Genomic DNA, 15079 nt, shown 5'->3' with positions numbered 1-15079 from the left:
ATTATTTCAGAATCATCAGGGGCTTGCCAGTCATTTCCGGCGGCACCGGCAGACCCATCAGGGTCAGCATGGTGGGGGCCAGATCGGACAGTTTGCCGCCTTCGGCGACCTCGGCTTTACGACCGAAGTAGATGAGGGGAACCGGCAGATTGGTGTGGGCGGTGTGGGCCTGACCGGTCTCTTCGTCCATCATCTTCTCGGCGTTGCCATGGTCTGCGGTGATGAGGCACTCGCCACCCACTTCCGCCAGGGCGTCGGTGACGCGACCGATGCAGTGGTCGACCGCTTCACAGGCTTTGACGGCCGCATCGAACACGCCGGTGTGACCGACCATGTCGCCGTTCGGGTAGTTGCAGATGATGACGTCGTACTTGCCGCTCTTGATGGCCGCAACCAGCTTGTCGGTCAGCTCTTCGGAGCTCATCTCCGGCTGCAGGTCATAGGTAGCCACTTTCGGGCTCGCCACGATTTCGCGATCTTCGCCGCTGAAGCAGGCCTCTTCGCCACCGTTGAAGAAGAAGGTGACGTGGGCGTACTTCTCGGTCTCGGAGATGCGCAGCTGGGTCTTGCCCTGCTTGGCCAGCCACTCACCCAGGGTATTGACCAGGGCGGTGGGCGGATAGGCGCAGGCGGTTTTGATGTCGGCCGCGTATTCGGTCAGCATCACGAAGTGCAGGGCCGGGGTGGCGGTGCGGGCGAAGCCGGTGAAGTCGGTATCGACGAAGGCGCGGGTGATTTCGCGGGCGCGGTCGGCACGGAAGTTCATGAAGATCAGCGCGTCGCCGTCGATCATCGGTGCAGCGTCGCCGATGCGGGTGGCCTTGACGAACTCGTCGTTCTCGTCGCGGGCATAGGCAGCGGCCAGCGCGTCGGTGGCGTTGTCGGCGGTGAATTCGCCCTTGCCCTGGGTCATCAGGTCATAGGCCTGCTGCACGCGATCCCAGCGGTTGTCGCGGTCCATGGCGTAGTAACGACCGATCATGGAGGCGAAACGACCCTTGCCCAGTCGGGCAAACAGGGCGTCGAACAGATCGATGGAGGACTGGGCACTGCGCGGCGGGACGTCGCGGCCATCCAGGAAGGCGTGGAAGTAGATCTGCTCGGCGCCACGCTTGGCGGCCATCTCGATCATGCCCATGATGTGCTCTTCGTGGCTGTGTACGCCACCCGGGGACATCAGACCCATGATGTGCACGGCCTTGCCCTTGGTCACGGCAGCGTCGACAGCCTTGGCCAGCTCGACGTTCTGGAAGAAGTCGCCGTCCTGGATGTCCTTGGAGATGCGGGTCAGCTCCTGATAGACGACGCGACCGGCACCGATGTTGGTGTGGCCCACTTCGGAGTTGCCCATCTGGCCGTCCGGCAGACCCACGTCCAGGCCGGAGCCGGAGATCAGGGTGCTGGTGTAGTCACGGGCCAGGCGATCCAGATTGGGGGTCTTGGCAGCAGCAACGGCGTTGTACTCTTGCTTGGTGCTGTAGCCCCAACCGTCCATGATGACCAGAACCAGCGGTTTCTTAGCTGTTGACATAAGGCTATGTCCTCTCGGATAGGAATGAATTGCGGGAAGTGAAACTAGCGTAATATTACTACATCTGCCGAAATAGTCACCTGATAGCCAAGTCCCTCTCCAGCCTCGCTTTTTAACTGTTATCCCGCTGTTTTAGGCATGTTGCCGGCTTGTCTGCCGCGGCGGGTTTTCCTCTGTTTCCCCCCTCTTTTCGGCATGGAGCATCCTCTCGTTCGGCCCGGTTGGAGGAGGAAGAATCGGCAGCCATCCCTGATGGGAGCTTGCTCTCGCTTTGCCGCCAAGATGGCTGATCTTATGCAGGGCCCCATGTATACTCGGGCCCTTGTCTTGGTCCCTGGATAGTAGAAGATGCAAGAGTATTTGGATTTCGCGGCCCGCAATCCGCTGCTGACCGCAGCCTGGTTGGGCCTGGCAGGCACCCTGGTGTATACCACTGTGCGTGCTCGTTTTTCTCCGGTGAAGGCGGTCAACAACCACGCCGCTACCCTGCTTATCAACCGTGAAAATGCCACCGTCGTGGACATTCGCAGTCAGGATGAATTTGCCAAGGGTCATCTGGCCGGGGCCCATCACCTGCCGCTCGCCCAGATCCAGGCGAATAATCTGGGTCCGGTTGAAAAGCACAAGGATGCCCCCATCATAGTGGTGTGCGAGTCGGGGATGACCGCTGGTGGCGCGGGTCGCCAACTGAGCAAGGCCGGTTTCAAGCAGGTGTATGTGCTCAGCGGTGGCATGGCCCAATGGCGTGCAGACAATCTGCCGGTGACCAAAAAACGCTGATTTAAGGGCCTGCGCCCACTCATTATCTTAAAAAGGAATCAAACGAAATGGCTGACGAAATCAACAACCAGGAAGTGCAACCGGAATTCCACATCCAGCGTGTCTACACCAAGGATGTTTCCTTCGAAGCCCCGAATACCCCGCACATCTTCCAGAAAGAGTGGCAGCCTGACGTCAAGCTGGACATGGACACCAAGACCAATGTCCTGGCCGACAGCGTCTATGAAGTGGTGCTGACCCTGACTGTCACCTGCAAGCTGGAAACCGAGACCGCCTTCCTGTGCGAAGTGCAGCAAGCCGGCATCTTCACCATCGGCAACCTGCCTGAGCCGCAACTGGCCCACTGCCTGGCGGCCTTCTGCCCGAACATCCTGTTCCCGTATGCCCGCGAAGCGGTGTCCAACCTGGTGAGCAAGGGTTCCTTCCCGCAACTGAACCTGGCACCGGTCAACTTCGACGCCCTGTTCGCCCAGCACATGGCGCAGGTACAGGCCCAGCAGGCGACTGCGGAAGCCTGATAATGGCCGACCAGATCGCAATCTCGGTCCTGGGGGCGGGGTCTTATGGCTCCGCCCTTGCCATTTCTCTGGCGCGCAATGGTCATCCGACCCTGCTGTGGGGTCACGACCCTGCCCATGTCGCCGAGCTGGAACAGGATCGCTGCAACAAGGCATTCTTGCCGGATGTCCCCTTCCCGGCCGATCTGCAACTGACGTCGGATCTGCAGGCGGCGGTGCAAGCCGCTCCCGTGCTGCTGCTGGTGGTGCCGAGCCATGTGTTCGGCCAGGTACTGGCCCAGGTCAAACCCTTCCTGCGCCCGGATACCCGGATCGCCTGGGCCACCAAGGGGCTGGAGCCGGATAGCGGCCGTCTGCTGCAAGAGGTGGCGCGGGAGGTGCTGGGGGATGCCATTCCACTGGCGGTCATCTCGGGCCCGACCTTCGCCCGCGAGCTGGCCGCCGGTCTGCCGACCGCCATCTCGGTGGCCTCGACCCACGACGACTTTGCCGACGATCTCTCCCACCTGCTGCACTGCGGCCGCTCGTTCCGGGTCTATACCAATCCGGACTTCATCGGTCTGCAGCTGGGCGGGGCGGTCAAGAACGTCATCGCCATCGGTGCCGGTCTCTCCGACGGACTCGGCTTTGGGGCCAACGCCAGAACTGCGCTCATCACTCGGGGCCTGGTGGAGATGCAGCGTCTGGGCGCCGCCCTCGGGGCCGACGCCAAGACCTTCATGGGGATGGCGGGGCTCGGGGATCTGGTGCTGACCTGTACCGACAACCAGTCGCGCAACCGCCGTTTCGGTCTGGCGCTGGGAGCGGGCAAGTCGGTTGACACCGCCATGGCCGAGATAGGCCAGGTGGTGGAAGGCTATCGCAACACCAAGGAGGTGCATCTGCTGGCGGCCCGCTGTGGCGTCGAGATGCCCATCTGCGAACAGATCTTCAAGGTGCTGTACGAAGGCAAGAATCCGAAAGAGGCGGCCATCGCCCTGCTGTCGCGAGACAAGAAGGACGAGTGATCTTCTGCCAGCCGCAGCATGCAAAAGGCCCCGCCAACTGGCGCAATGCTGTTCACTTAAGAGAATTTGAGTTCCAGTCCACGTAGTATCAGGACAAAAAATCGAGGGAGGCATGATGCCTCCCTCTTTCTATTGCAAGCCCCGCTGGATAAAGGCTGGAGGAAGATCGACTGGACACAGCCTTGCCCCCTCAACTCAAATCCAATTTATGAATAATCAGTCAAAAAAGTGCTTATCTGAACAGCATTGCGCCAACTGGCGGGGCCTTTTCTTTGCCGCAAGGGGGCAAATCAGTAGTAGGAGTGGTCGCCGCGCTGGTGCTCGGTGGCATCTTTCACGCCGTTGAGTTCGCCCGGGAATTTCTCCAGCAACTGCTTCTCGATCCCCTCTTTCAGGGTGTAGTCGACCATGGAGCAACCGTTGCAACCGCCGCCGAACTGCAGGATGGCCAGTTTGTCGTCGGTCAGCTCGACCAAGGTGACCTTGCCGCCGTGACCGGCCAGCATGGGGTTCACCTCGGACATCAACACGTACTCGATACGGTCGATCAGCGGGGCGTCGTCGGCCACCTTGCGCATCTTGGCGTTGGGGGCTTTCAGGGTGAGCTGGGAGCCCATCTGATCGGTGACGAAATCGATGGTGGCATCCACCAGGAAGGGGGCGCTCAGGGGATCGACCAGGCAGTCGAAGCCGCTGAAGGGCAGGTGCTGATCTTCCGGATCGACCGCGTCGGGTGGGCAATAGGATACGCCGCACTCGGCATTCTGGGTTCCCGGATTGACCACAAACACCCGGATGTTGGTGCCATCAGGCTGCTTCTCCAGCAACTTGCGGAAGTGGGCCTGGGCGGTGTCGGAAATGCTGATCATCACTATCCTCATAAACCTGAGTGTACGACTAGGGTATTCATGATAACTCGCTTGGCGGGGCTTGGGTAGCGTGCCGATGGCGAGCCTGTGAGCCCGGGCGTATCGGAATCATGCCGCCAGCGGACTCCCGGGCCGGATCCCAGCCCGGTTATTTCAGGTGTCGGAGGGTACGGCAGATGGCCCACACCTCTACCGTGGTGACGCCGTGCTCATGAAGCAACCGGGTGAGCTGACCTGCGGTGGCGCCCGTGGTGACCACATCATCAAGCAGTGCCACATGCCGGTAGTGGTGAGGTTCTATTTCGAAGGCGCCACGCAGATTGCGTCGCCGCTGGCCGGCACTGAGCCGGGTCTGTTGCGGGGTCGACCTTGTCCGGCGCAGTACGCGGGTGTCGCAAGGAATGCCGGTGAGTGCGCTCAGGGCATGGCCGATTTCTTCTGCCTGATTGAAGCCGCGCCACCACTGGCGCCACCAGTGCAGGGGAACCGGAATGATGACCTGCGGTGGGTTGGCGAGGTCCAGATGGTCTGCCAGCAGGCGGGCAAGCAGCGGCGCGAGCAGGATCTGACCGGAATACTTCAGCTGGGGGATGAGTTGGGCATAAGGTGCCTGATAATCGCCGATCACCTGTAAACGCTCCCAGGGGGAGGGTCTGCGCTGGCAGCGACCGCACAGCAGTTCGCTCTCGCGATGTTGCTCCGGCAGCGGTGCTGCACACATCAGGCATCGTCTGTCGTGTTGGCGCTGGGCGTGGCGACACCAGGAGCACAACAAGGGCGTCTCGTCACAGGGTTGGCGACAGAGCAGGCACAGACCGAGCCAGTCGGACTGGGTGCCAAGGATCGGACTTGCTTTGGCGAGCAGCCGCTTTAACATGCAGGCTCCAAGCAGATAAACAGGGATCTTGAGTCTAGATGAGCGTATCGGTTGAGCGGTTTGGCCAGGGCCCGGACCTGGTGTTGTTGCATGGCTGGGGCATGAACGGGGCCGTCTGGCATGGTATTGCCCAAGAACTGGCTGCCCACTATCGGCTGCATCTGGTGGACCTGCCCGGCTTTGGCAACAGCCCCCTGCAAGCAGGGACAGACTACACCCTGCCCCGGCTGGCAGAGCAGGTGGCGGCCATATTGCCTGAAAAATGCCATCTGCTCGGCTGGTCCCTCGGTGGTCTGGTGGCGAGTCAGTTGGCGCTGACCATGCCTGAACGCCTTCACTCTCTCATTACCGTAGCCAGTTCTCCCTGCTTCATGGCCCGCGACGAGTGGCCCGGGATTGCCCCCAAGGTGCTGGCGGGGTTCAACCAGATGCTGGCCGGCGACTTCATGCAGACCATAGAGCGCTTCCTCGCGATTCAGGCCATGGGCAGCGAGCACGCCAGAAACGACATTCGCCAGTTGCGTCACTGGCTGGCGGAGCGACCCGCTCCCCGGCTTGCGGCCCTGGAGGCGGGTCTGGGCCTGCTGGCCGAGGTCGATCTGCGGGATGAACTGATCGGCCTGGATCTGCCCTGGCTGCGTCTTTACGGCAGGCTGGATACCCTTGTGCCGAAGGCCGCCATTCCCTTGCTGGATGCGCGTTATCCTGTCAGCCACAGTCTGGTGCTGGAGAAGGCATCCCATGCTCCCTTCATCTCCCATCCAGAGCAGTTCATCACCCTCCTGCGGCAGTTCATTGACTGAGATTTGAGCGGCAGGCTTCAATAACTCGTCAGGTTGGTGGATAATTAGCCAACCCTACAGAGGAGTGTGCCAATGCGTATCGAATCAGCCATGACGGCGGGCGTGCAGGGGTTCCAACGGGCCGAGCAGTTGGCGGGCCAGGCGTCCAGCCAGATTGCCCGTCTCAATACGCCAGCGGGTGATCAGGTGCAGTTGCCGGATGAACTGGTGAATCTCAAGGTGGCCGAGCTGCATGCCGGGGCATCCGCCAAGGTGATCCAGACGGCCAGCGACATGCTGGGCACCCTGATCGATATCCGGGTGTGACATGAACATCAACGTCAGTCTGCCGACCATCATTCCGAATCAACTGCAGCCGCAGACGGAATCGGCACAGACTGACAACCGCCGCGCAGAACTGGTGCCCCCCAGCCGCCAGAGTGAGGCGTCCAACGCCGAGTCCGGCGTCGGTTCCCAGAAAGAGAGATCCCGGGCCGCCCAGGCCAATCCCGCCGCCCCATCCTCGTCCACGAAAGAGAACGGCCAGACCGGCCCCGTGATGGTGACGCACCGTTTTGTCGAGGTAACGGGGGAGGAGGGGGAGCGTCGACAACGTCAGGAGGGTGAACAGCAGGAGCAGCAAAAGCAGCAGCGTCAGGTGGCTGCGCTGGTCGAGCGGGATCTCGAAGTCCGCAAGCACGAGCAGGCTCACCAGGCAGCCGGCGGCGAGCATGCGGGGAGCCCTACCTACCAGTTTTCCCGTGGGCCGGATGGCAAGCGTTATGCCACCGGGGGGGAGGTGGTCATCGACATGGGGACCATTCCCGGGGATCCCGCCGCGACCATCGCCAAGATGCAGCAGGTGCGTGCCGCTGCACTGGCTCCCGATGAACCATCGTCACAAGACATGAGTGTGGCCCGTGCCGCCTCTGGCAAGGAGGCACAGGCCCGCAAGGATCTGATGACCCTCAGGCAGGAAACCACAGGCCCGCTCGGTGCTTATATGGACAATCGAAACCAGGTGATTGCCAGGCACTATCAGCAAGCGGTGAGGCCGGCCTCCCCGCATAGCCTGAGTCAGGACGTCTGATCCCGCTCCGTGCAGGCATGAAAAAGCCCCTTTCGGGGCTTTTTTGCATTCTGGGGGCTTATTTCTTCAGTTTCGACAGGGCAGCCGCGAAGGCGTTGCCCATGGCACCCTCGGTCGGAGCGCTCTGACGGGGCGCCTGTTTCGGTCGGGTGTTGCCGGTGTGACGCGGCTCGGCCGTTTTGCGTGCAGGCTGGCCGGCTTTTTCATCCAGACGCATGGTCAGACTGATGCGTTTGCGCGGTACGTCGACTTCCAGCACCTTGACCCGGACGATGTCACCGGCCTTGACCACCTCGCGGGGATCCTTGACGAAGCGATCGGTGAGGGAAGAAATGTGCACCAGCCCGTCCTGATGGACGCCGATGTCGACGAAGGCGCCGAAGTTGGTGACGTTGGTGACCACACCCTCCAGCACCATCTCGGGCACCAGATCGCTGATTTTCTCCACCCCTTCCTTGAAGGTGGCGGTCTTGAACTCGGGACGCGGGTCGCGGCCGGGCTTGTCCAGCTCGCCAATGATGTCGGTGACGGTAGGCACCCCGAACTGATCGTCGGTGTAGTCGGTGGGCTTGAGGGTGCGCAGCAGGCTGCTGTTGCCGAGCAGGCTGTCCACGGTCTGCTCCAGCTTGGCGAGGATCCGCTCCACCACCGGGTAGGATTCCGGGTGCACCGCCGAGCCGTCCAGCGGGTTGCTGCCGCCCCGAATGCGCAGGAAGCCGGCGCATTGCTCGAATGCCTTGGGCCCGAGTCGGCTTACTTTCAGCAGCTGCTGACGACTCTTGAAGGCGCCGTTCTCGTCGCGGTAGGCGACGATGTTCTGGGCCAGGGTCTGGGAGAGGCCGGAAACCCGGTTGAGCAGGGCGACCGAGGCGGTATTCACATCCACCCCGACCGCGTTCACGCAATCCTCGACCACCGCGTCGAGGCGGCGGGCCAGCTGGCTCTGGCCGACGTCGTGCTGGTACTGGCCCACACCGATGCTCTTGGGATCGATCTTGACCAGCTCTGCCAGGGGATCCTGGAGACGACGAGCGATGGAGACGGCGCCGCGAATGGAGACGTCGAGATCCGGGAATTCCTGGGAGGCGAGCTCGGAGGCGGAGTAGACCGATGCCCCCGCTTCACTCACTACTATCTTCTGTGCCTTGGCGGCCGGGTAGCGCTCGAACAGATCGCTCACCAGGCGGTCGGTTTCCCGGGATGCGGTGCCGTTGCCGATGCTGATGAGCTCGACCTTGTGCTTCTGGCACAGCTCGCTCAGGGTCTTGAGACTCTGGTCAACCTGGCGTTTGGGTTCGAACGGATAGATGGTCGCGTGATCGACCAGCTTGCCGGTGGCATCCACCACCGCTACCTTGACCCCGGTGCGGATGCCGGGATCCAGCCCCATGGTGCAGCGCATGCCGGCCGGTGCCGCCATCAGCAGATCCTTGAGGTTCATGGCGAACACCTTGATCGCCTCCTCCTCCGCTGACTCGCGGATACGGCCGATCAGCTCGGTTTCCATCTGCAGGGAGAGCTTGATCTTCCAGGTCCAGCTCACCACCCCCTGCAGCCACTTGTCGGCCGGGCGGTGTTGCAGGTTGAGTCTGAGGTGATGGGCAATGATCCCTTCGCAGGGGCTGGTACCCTCATCCTCGCCGGTGACCAGCGCCAGGTTGAGGATCCCCTCGTTGCGGCCGCGCAACATGGCCAGCACCCGGTGGGAGGGGGCCTTGTGCAGGGGTTCGTCGTGTTCGAAGTAGTCCTTGAACTTGGCCCCTTCCTGCTCCTTGCCTGCCACTACGCGGGTACGCAGGGTGGCGTTGTGCCACAGGTAGTCCCGCAACTTCTCAAGGAGATCGGCCTGCTCGGCGAAACGCTCCATCAGGATGTAACGGGCACCGTCGAGGGCGGCCTTGCCGTCGGTGATCCCCTGCTCGACATTGAGGAAGCGAACCGCCTCCTGTTCGGGATCCTTCATGGGGTCACCCAGCAGCAAATCCGCCAGTGGCTCCAGCCCCGCCTCGATGGCCATCTGCCCCTTGGTGCGGCGCTTGGGCTTGTAGGGAAGGTAGAGGTCTTCCAGACGGGTCTTGCTGTCGGCCTCGTTCAGCTCGCGGGCCAGCTCGGGGGTCAGTTTGCCCTGCTCCTCGATGGAGCGCAGGATCACCTGACGGCGATCCGCCAGTTCACGCAGGTAGCCGAGGCGGCTCTCCAGGGTACGCAACTGGCTGTCGTCCAGACCGCCGGTCACCTCTTTGCGGTAACGGGCGATGAAGGGAACGGTCGCGCCTTCGTCCAGCAGGCGAACGGCTGCCTGCACCTGTTCCGGGCGGGCATTCAGCTCACCGGCGATCTGATGTTCTATTACGTGGCTTTGCATCGAGGGTCTCTTGGTCGGGTCCTGTCTAACTGGCCAGCGTGGGGCTATGTCGCCGAACAGGGGGTCTGTCCTGGCGATACTTTAGATACCTGCCAGGCCACTGCCGCGCGGGCCGGTTGGCGCCGCAAGGCGCCGGGTGTGAGCACTATATGGGGTCGGGCAGCGGGATGCCACCCCGGCAGAAATGACGTTTCTCATACCCGGTGGGCGGATATGCTCGGTCTCTCCTGGCCTTGTCAGCCGATTTGGCAGTCAGGGTCGGTGCTGGCTTATTTGGGATAGCTGATCTCATTGATGTACCAGCAGGCGTCACCCACTGGCGTTTGCACCATGGCTTCATCGCCCACCTCTTTCTTGAGCAGGGCGCGGGCCATGGGGGAGTCGATGGAGATGTAATCCTTGCGGCCGAAGATCTCGTCATAGCCGACAATGCGAAAGCGCTTGGTCTCACCCTCGTCGTTTTCCACCTCGACCCAGGCGCCGAAGAAGACCTTGCCCTCCTGGGAGGGGGAGTAGTCGACTATGGTCAGCTCTTCCAGGCACTTGCGCAGGTAGCGAACCCGGCGGTCGATCTCCCGCAGGCGTTTCTTGTTGTACTGGTAATCGGCATTCTCGCTGCGATCACCCAGGCTCGCCGCCCAGGCCACTTTTTTGGTGACATCGGGCCTCTCCTCCCGCCAGAGCATGTCGTGCTCCTGCCGGAGCCTGGTGTAGCCTTCACGGGTAATGAGTTTGGTTTTCATGGGGTTATCACTCCCTCGCCAATTGCATCCGGTTGCTCGGGATCTTAGTCATTGTCGCCGCGCTGTCGAGCAAAAAGCAGAGCTGGCCATCCATCCCTCCCGGCTCCGGGGCCGAATGAGGGCAATAACCGGTAACATATTTATGCTTTGTGGTTGCAGGGGGCGGCTCTAGTATGAGGGGAGACAGAAAAGAGAGGTGGCAATGAGTCAGCAATACAAGGTCCTGGTGGTGGACGACGATCTGAAACTGCGTTCCTTGTTGGAGCGCTACCTCACCGAGCAGGGGTTTGTTGTGCGAGGTGTCGCCAACGGGGAGCAGGCCGATCGCCTGCTGACGCGTGAAAACTTCAGCCTGATGGTGCTTGATCTGATGCTGCCGGGGGAAGACGGCCTCTCCATCTGCCGCCGCCTGCGCGAGGCCGGCAACCAGATCCCTGTCTTGATGCTCACCGCCAAGGGGGACGAAGTGGATCGCATCGTCGGTCTGGAGATGGGGGCCGACGATTATCTGCCCAAGCCGTTCAACCCCCGTGAGCTGCTGGCCCGGATCCGCGCCGTGCTGCGCCGCCATACCGTGGAGCTGCCCGGCGCCCCTTCCGCGGCGGAGAAGATGGTGAGTTTCGGGGCCTACCAGCTCAATCTGGCGACCCGTGAACTGAGTCGTGATGGCGAACCGGTTGCCCTGACCAGCGGGGAGTTCGCCGTGCTCAAGGTGCTGGTGAGTCATCCTCGCGAACCGCTCTCCCGTGACAAGCTGATGAACCTGGCCCGTGGTCGCGAGTACACGGCCACCGAGCGCAGCATTGATGTGCAGGTCTCCCGCCTGCGCCGCCTGCTGGAACAGGACCCGGCCCAGCCCCGCTATCTGCAGACCGTCTGGGGTCTGGGGTATGTGTTCGTACCGGACGGTGAGAACGCATGAAGAAAGTGGGCAGCATGTTCTCCCGCATGCTCTGGTTTCTGGCTGCCGTGCTGGTGGTCTATCAAGTCGTCTCCTACGTTACCTTCTACAACTACCTGCTGGCGCCGACCGTCAAGCAGATCAGCCACCTGCTGGCAAACCAGGTCAAACTCATCTTCCCGGTGGACAACAACCAGCTGGCGCTCAGTGAAGATGCCGAGGCGCTGGTCTATGTGACCACTGGCAGCGACATCTATACCCAGAGCGAGGCGGAGCAGCACGGGCTGAATGATTCCAAGCCCTACCCCTATCTGGAGCAGAGCATCAGCCGCGAATTGAAAGGGGATACCAGGGTCAGAGTTGAAATCCAGGATCACTACATCATCTGGATCCAGCCTCCCCAGGCCAGCCAGATGTGGGTGCGCATTCCCCTGACTGAAATTGAAGATGACGACATCGAACCGCTCATCCTCTATATGAGCGTCTTGCTGGTGGTGACCCTGTTTGCAGCCTGGCGTTTTGCCCGTCAGCTGGTGCGACCGCTGGAGGATCTGGAAGCGGGGGCCGTGGCGGTGGCGCGCGGCAACTTTCCCGATGCCCTGGGGGAGCAGGGCTCGCGGGAGGTGCGCCGCCTGACCCGCACCTTCAACCACATGTCGAGCTCCATCAAGGGGCTGATCGAGGAGCGCAACCTGATGATGGCCGGGGTATCCCACGATTTGCGCACCCCTCTCACCCGCATTCGTCTCGCGACCGAGATGATGTCCTCGGGGGATGAGTACCTCAAGGAGAGCATCAATGCGGACATCGATGAGTCGAACGGTATCATTGATCAGTTCATCGACTACATTCGCCCGAACGAGGGGCTCGATGCCCGGCCCGTCGACCTGACCCAGCTCATTCACGATGCGTTGCTGATGCAGACCGATCAGGGACTGGAAGTGGAGCTGCTCCTGCCGGAGGAGGCGGTGCGTGTGGCCTGCCATCCCATCAGCATTCGCCGTATCCTCAACAATCTGTCGGGCAACTCCCTGCGCTATGGCGCGACCCGGTTGCAGGCCGAGCTCAGGGATGATGGCCACTGGGTGCGGCTGCGACTCTCCGACAATGGCCCGGGGATCGCAGAAGAGGACTACTCCCGGGTGCTCAAGCCCTTCACCCAGGGCAATGTGGCGCGCACCGGTGGCGGCAGCGGGCTGGGGCTAGCCATCGTTGCCAAGATAGTCTCCCAGCATCACGGCACCATCAGGTTGGGGCGCTCCGAACTGGGGGGCTTGCAGGTGGAGATCCGGCTACCCAAGAACCAGCCGCTGGAGTGGATGGATTGAAAGCAGGGCGTATCGAGAGATGCGCCCTTTTGTCTGTCAGGCGTGGGGGTCGCTCACCTTGCGGTAGCGCTTGCCATATTTGAGTTGCTGGATAAGCAGGGCGGCGACGATGAGAGCCAACCCGATGGGGGTTGCCGGGTGAATGGTTTCGCCGATCAACAGGTTGAGCAGCACCAGAGAGGCAAACGGCGAGATGAAGATGAGGTTGCTGATGGGGGCTGTGTTGGTGGCGTGGCGCAGGGCCATCAGCCAGAGCACGAAACCGAAGCCCATCTCGAACAGCCCCACATAGATGGCGCCGGCCCATCCCTGCCAGGCGGTCATGGCAAAGTCCGAGAGCAACCAGGTCGCCACGATGATGAAGGGCAGGCTGATGAGGAAGCCGAGCAGCAGGCTGACGACGGGATCCCCCTGATTGCGGGTGTTGAGGATCCAGTAACCGGCCCAGATCAGGGTCGACACCAGCGCCAGCGTGACGCCGAGGGGGCTGTCGAACTGTAGACCGAACACGTCCCCCCTGGTGGCGATCACCAGGGCGCCGAAATAGCCGAGCACGATGGCGACGCCATCGCGGCGGCGCAGCTTTTGACCGAGGAAGGGAACGGCCAGCAGGCTGAGGGTGATGGCCCAGGTGTAGTTGAGAGTCTGCGCCTGCTGGGCGGGCAGCAGATCATATGCCTTGAACAGCAGCAGGTAATAGAGGAAGGGGTTCAGGACCCCGAGAGCGAGGTAGTAGAGGGGGCGACTCTTGATGTAGTCGAGCAGTAGCGGCAGTTTGCCCTGACAGGCCACGATGCATCCCAGGGTCAGGGTCGAGGTGCTGGCGGCGACCAGCAGCAGCTGTACTGGTTCAAAGTAGGCGAGGGAGATCTTGAAGGCGCTGGCCACCGTGGACCAGAGGGCGACGGCACAGAGCCCGTACTGGTAGGCTTTCTTCTGATTCTTGAGCATGGGATGCGTTCCGCAAACAGGGGCGAGGGCGCAGTCTATCAGCCTGTTTGCAACATTGTCGTTACCGTCTCGCCGAGGGCGATGATTTGATCGCCTGGAGATCCATCCGCCACACAACATTGCGCACAATCTGTCCGCCTTCACTTGCGTGAGTGGAAAAAATCCGTATAATCCCCTCCGCTTGCCCATGAGGCAGCCAGACGATATGTCTGCTTGCTGAGCTTCCCGTTTACGAGTTGCCAGCCATACAGTCCTCCCGATATGGGAGGAAACGTGAAAAATCACACCTCTGGCGGGAGTAATCTCGGTCGGGCGGTGTTGATTTATGTTCTTTTATCTATTGGAGCTCTGTCAATGCAGAACCAAAGAATCCGTATCCGCCTGAAGGCTTTTGATCATCGCCTGATCGATCAATCCACTGCGGAAATCGTTGAAACTGCTAAGCGCACTGGCGCGCAGGTTCGCGGTCCTATCCCGCTGCCGACTCGCAAAGAGCGTTTCACCGTTCTGATCTCCCCGCACGTCAACAAAGACGCGCGTGATCAGTACGAGATCCGCACTCACAAGCGTCTGGTAGACATCGTTGAACCGACTGACAAGACCGTTGACGCTCTGATGCGTCTGGATCTGGCAGCTGGTGTAGACGTCCAGATCAGCCTGGGTTAATTACGGAAAGAGGTTGATAACAATGACAATCGGTCTTGTAGGTCGCAAAGTGGGTATGACTCGCATCTTCACTGAAGATGGCGTTTCTATCCCGGTGACTGTTATCGAAGTTGAAGCTAACCGTGTAACTCAGGTCAAATCTGTAGAAACCGACGGCTACAACGCTATTCAGGTTACCACTGGCGCCAAGAAAGCCAGCCGCGTAACCAAGCCGGAAGCTGGCCACTTCGCCAAAGCTGGTGTAGAAGCCGGTCGCGGTCTGTGGGAATTCCGCCTGAACAACGGTGAAACTTTCACTGTTGGTAGCGAGCTGAAAGTAGATCTTCTCGCTGACGTTAAGCTGGTAGACGTTACCGGCACATCCAAGGGTAAAGGTTTTGCCGGTACTGTTAAGCGCTGGAACTTCCGTACCCAGGATATGACCCACGGTAACTCCCTGTCCCACCGTGTACCTGGCTCCATCGGTCAAAACCAGACCCCGGGCCGTGTATTCAAGGGCAAGAAGATGGCTGGTCACATGGGTGCTGAGCGTGTAACGACTCAGAACCTGGAACTGGTTCGTGTTGACGCTGAACGCAACCTGCTGCTCATCAAAGGCGCAGTACCGGGTGCAACCAACGGCAACGTGATCGTCAAACCTGCCGTCAAAGCGTAACGTCTGAGGAGATAGT

Annotated in this window: 16 protein-coding genes; 10 read left to right on the top strand and 6 right to left on the bottom strand. The window is 61.1% G+C overall.

The annotated features are described in order from the left end of the window. Position 1 precedes the first annotated feature (1 nt). Complete coding sequence (gpmM, locus tag J9892_RS02560; protein WP_210537970.1) at positions 2-1531, bottom strand: 2,3-bisphosphoglycerate-independent phosphoglycerate mutase; 1530 nt, start codon at positions 1529-1531, stop codon at positions 2-4. Between the two features lie 348 nt (positions 1532-1879). On the opposite strand from gpmM, the gene J9892_RS02555 reads away from it, so the two are divergent. Genes J9892_RS02555 through gpsA form a run of 3 tightly spaced genes read left to right on the top strand, consistent with a single transcriptional unit; the run spans position 1880 to position 3836 of the window. Beyond that, positions 1880-2311: a rhodanese-like domain-containing protein gene (locus J9892_RS02555; RefSeq protein WP_010672546.1), complete on the top strand. Its 432-nt coding sequence runs from the start codon at positions 1880-1882 to the stop codon at positions 2309-2311. A 47-nt stretch (positions 2312-2358) separates the two neighbouring features. Further along, positions 2359-2829 (top strand): protein-export chaperone SecB, encoded by a 471-nt coding sequence (gene secB / locus J9892_RS02550; RefSeq protein ID WP_010672547.1) that lies wholly within the window; start codon positions 2359-2361, stop codon positions 2827-2829. 2 nt (positions 2830-2831) lie between these two features. Beyond that, positions 2832-3836 (top strand): NAD(P)H-dependent glycerol-3-phosphate dehydrogenase, encoded by a 1005-nt coding sequence (gene gpsA / locus J9892_RS02545; RefSeq protein WP_043153517.1) that lies wholly within the window; start codon positions 2832-2834, stop codon positions 3834-3836. A gap of 290 nt (positions 3837-4126) precedes the next feature. Here gpsA and nfuA read toward each other — a convergent pair whose 3' ends face one another. Both nfuA and J9892_RS02535 read right to left on the bottom strand, forming a co-directional pair. Next, entirely contained in the window at positions 4127-4705 is a 579-nt protein-coding gene (gene nfuA / locus J9892_RS02540; RefSeq protein WP_010672549.1) for a Fe-S biogenesis protein NfuA, read from the bottom strand. 148 nt (positions 4706-4853) lie between these two features. Then, entirely contained in the window at positions 4854-5582 is a 729-nt protein-coding gene (locus tag J9892_RS02535) for a ComF family protein (protein WP_210537969.1), read from the bottom strand. Positions 5583-5620: 38 nt separating this feature from the next. Here J9892_RS02535 and bioH point away from each other — a divergent pair, with 38 nt between their 5' ends. The 3 genes from bioH to J9892_RS02520 all read left to right on the top strand — a co-directional run bounded on the left by bioH (position 5621) and on the right by J9892_RS02520 (position 7454). After that, entirely contained in the window at positions 5621-6385 is a 765-nt protein-coding gene (gene bioH, locus J9892_RS02530) for a pimeloyl-ACP methyl ester esterase BioH (RefSeq protein WP_119197043.1), read from the top strand. A 72-nt stretch (positions 6386-6457) separates the two neighbouring features. After that, complete coding sequence (locus J9892_RS02525) at positions 6458-6691, top strand: hypothetical protein (RefSeq protein WP_010672552.1); 234 nt, start codon at positions 6458-6460, stop codon at positions 6689-6691. Position 6692: 1 nt separating this feature from the next. Next, complete coding sequence (locus J9892_RS02520) at positions 6693-7454, top strand: putative metalloprotease CJM1_0395 family protein (protein WP_052815278.1); 762 nt, start codon at positions 6693-6695, stop codon at positions 7452-7454. A gap of 58 nt (positions 7455-7512) precedes the next feature. Here the strand turns inward: J9892_RS02520 and J9892_RS02515 are convergent, their stop codons facing one another. Together J9892_RS02515 and greB are read right to left on the bottom strand one after the other, a co-directional pair. After that, positions 7513-9819, bottom strand: coding sequence for a Tex family protein (locus J9892_RS02515; RefSeq protein WP_210537968.1), 2307 nt, complete (start codon positions 9817-9819; stop codon positions 7513-7515). A gap of 269 nt (positions 9820-10088) precedes the next feature. Then, complete coding sequence (gene greB / locus J9892_RS02510) at positions 10089-10562, bottom strand: transcription elongation factor GreB (protein ID WP_039039492.1); 474 nt, start codon at positions 10560-10562, stop codon at positions 10089-10091. 202 nt (positions 10563-10764) lie between these two features. Here greB and ompR point away from each other — a divergent pair, with 202 nt between their 5' ends. Then, positions 10765-11484, top strand: coding sequence for a two-component system response regulator OmpR (gene ompR / locus J9892_RS02505; RefSeq protein WP_010672556.1), 720 nt, complete (start codon positions 10765-10767; stop codon positions 11482-11484). Continuing rightward, positions 11481-12791 (top strand): two-component system sensor histidine kinase EnvZ, encoded by a 1311-nt coding sequence (envZ, locus tag J9892_RS02500; RefSeq protein WP_010672557.1) that lies wholly within the window; start codon positions 11481-11483, stop codon positions 12789-12791. Before ompR ends, envZ begins: the two co-directional genes overlap by 4 nt. A gap of 36 nt (positions 12792-12827) precedes the next feature. Here envZ and J9892_RS02495 read toward each other — a convergent pair whose 3' ends face one another. Continuing rightward, positions 12828-13742 (bottom strand): DMT family transporter, encoded by a 915-nt coding sequence (locus J9892_RS02495; RefSeq protein WP_043153503.1) that lies wholly within the window; start codon positions 13740-13742, stop codon positions 12828-12830. A gap of 354 nt (positions 13743-14096) precedes the next feature. On the opposite strand from J9892_RS02495, the gene rpsJ reads away from it, so the two are divergent. Together rpsJ and rplC are read left to right on the top strand one after the other, a co-directional pair. Further along, positions 14097-14408 (top strand): 30S ribosomal protein S10, encoded by a 312-nt coding sequence (gene rpsJ, locus J9892_RS02490; RefSeq protein ID WP_005307944.1) that lies wholly within the window; start codon positions 14097-14099, stop codon positions 14406-14408. Between the two features lie 22 nt (positions 14409-14430). Next, positions 14431-15063, top strand: coding sequence for a 50S ribosomal protein L3 (gene rplC, locus J9892_RS02485; protein ID WP_010672559.1), 633 nt, complete (start codon positions 14431-14433; stop codon positions 15061-15063). Positions 15064-15079 lie beyond the last annotated feature (16 nt).

The sequence above is a fragment of the Aeromonas sp. Prich7-2 genome, assembly GCF_017939255.1.
In the GTDB taxonomy this organism is placed as follows: domain Bacteria; phylum Pseudomonadota; class Gammaproteobacteria; order Enterobacterales; family Aeromonadaceae; genus Aeromonas; species Aeromonas caviae.
This window is presented reverse-complemented; position numbering and strand designations above follow the sequence as displayed.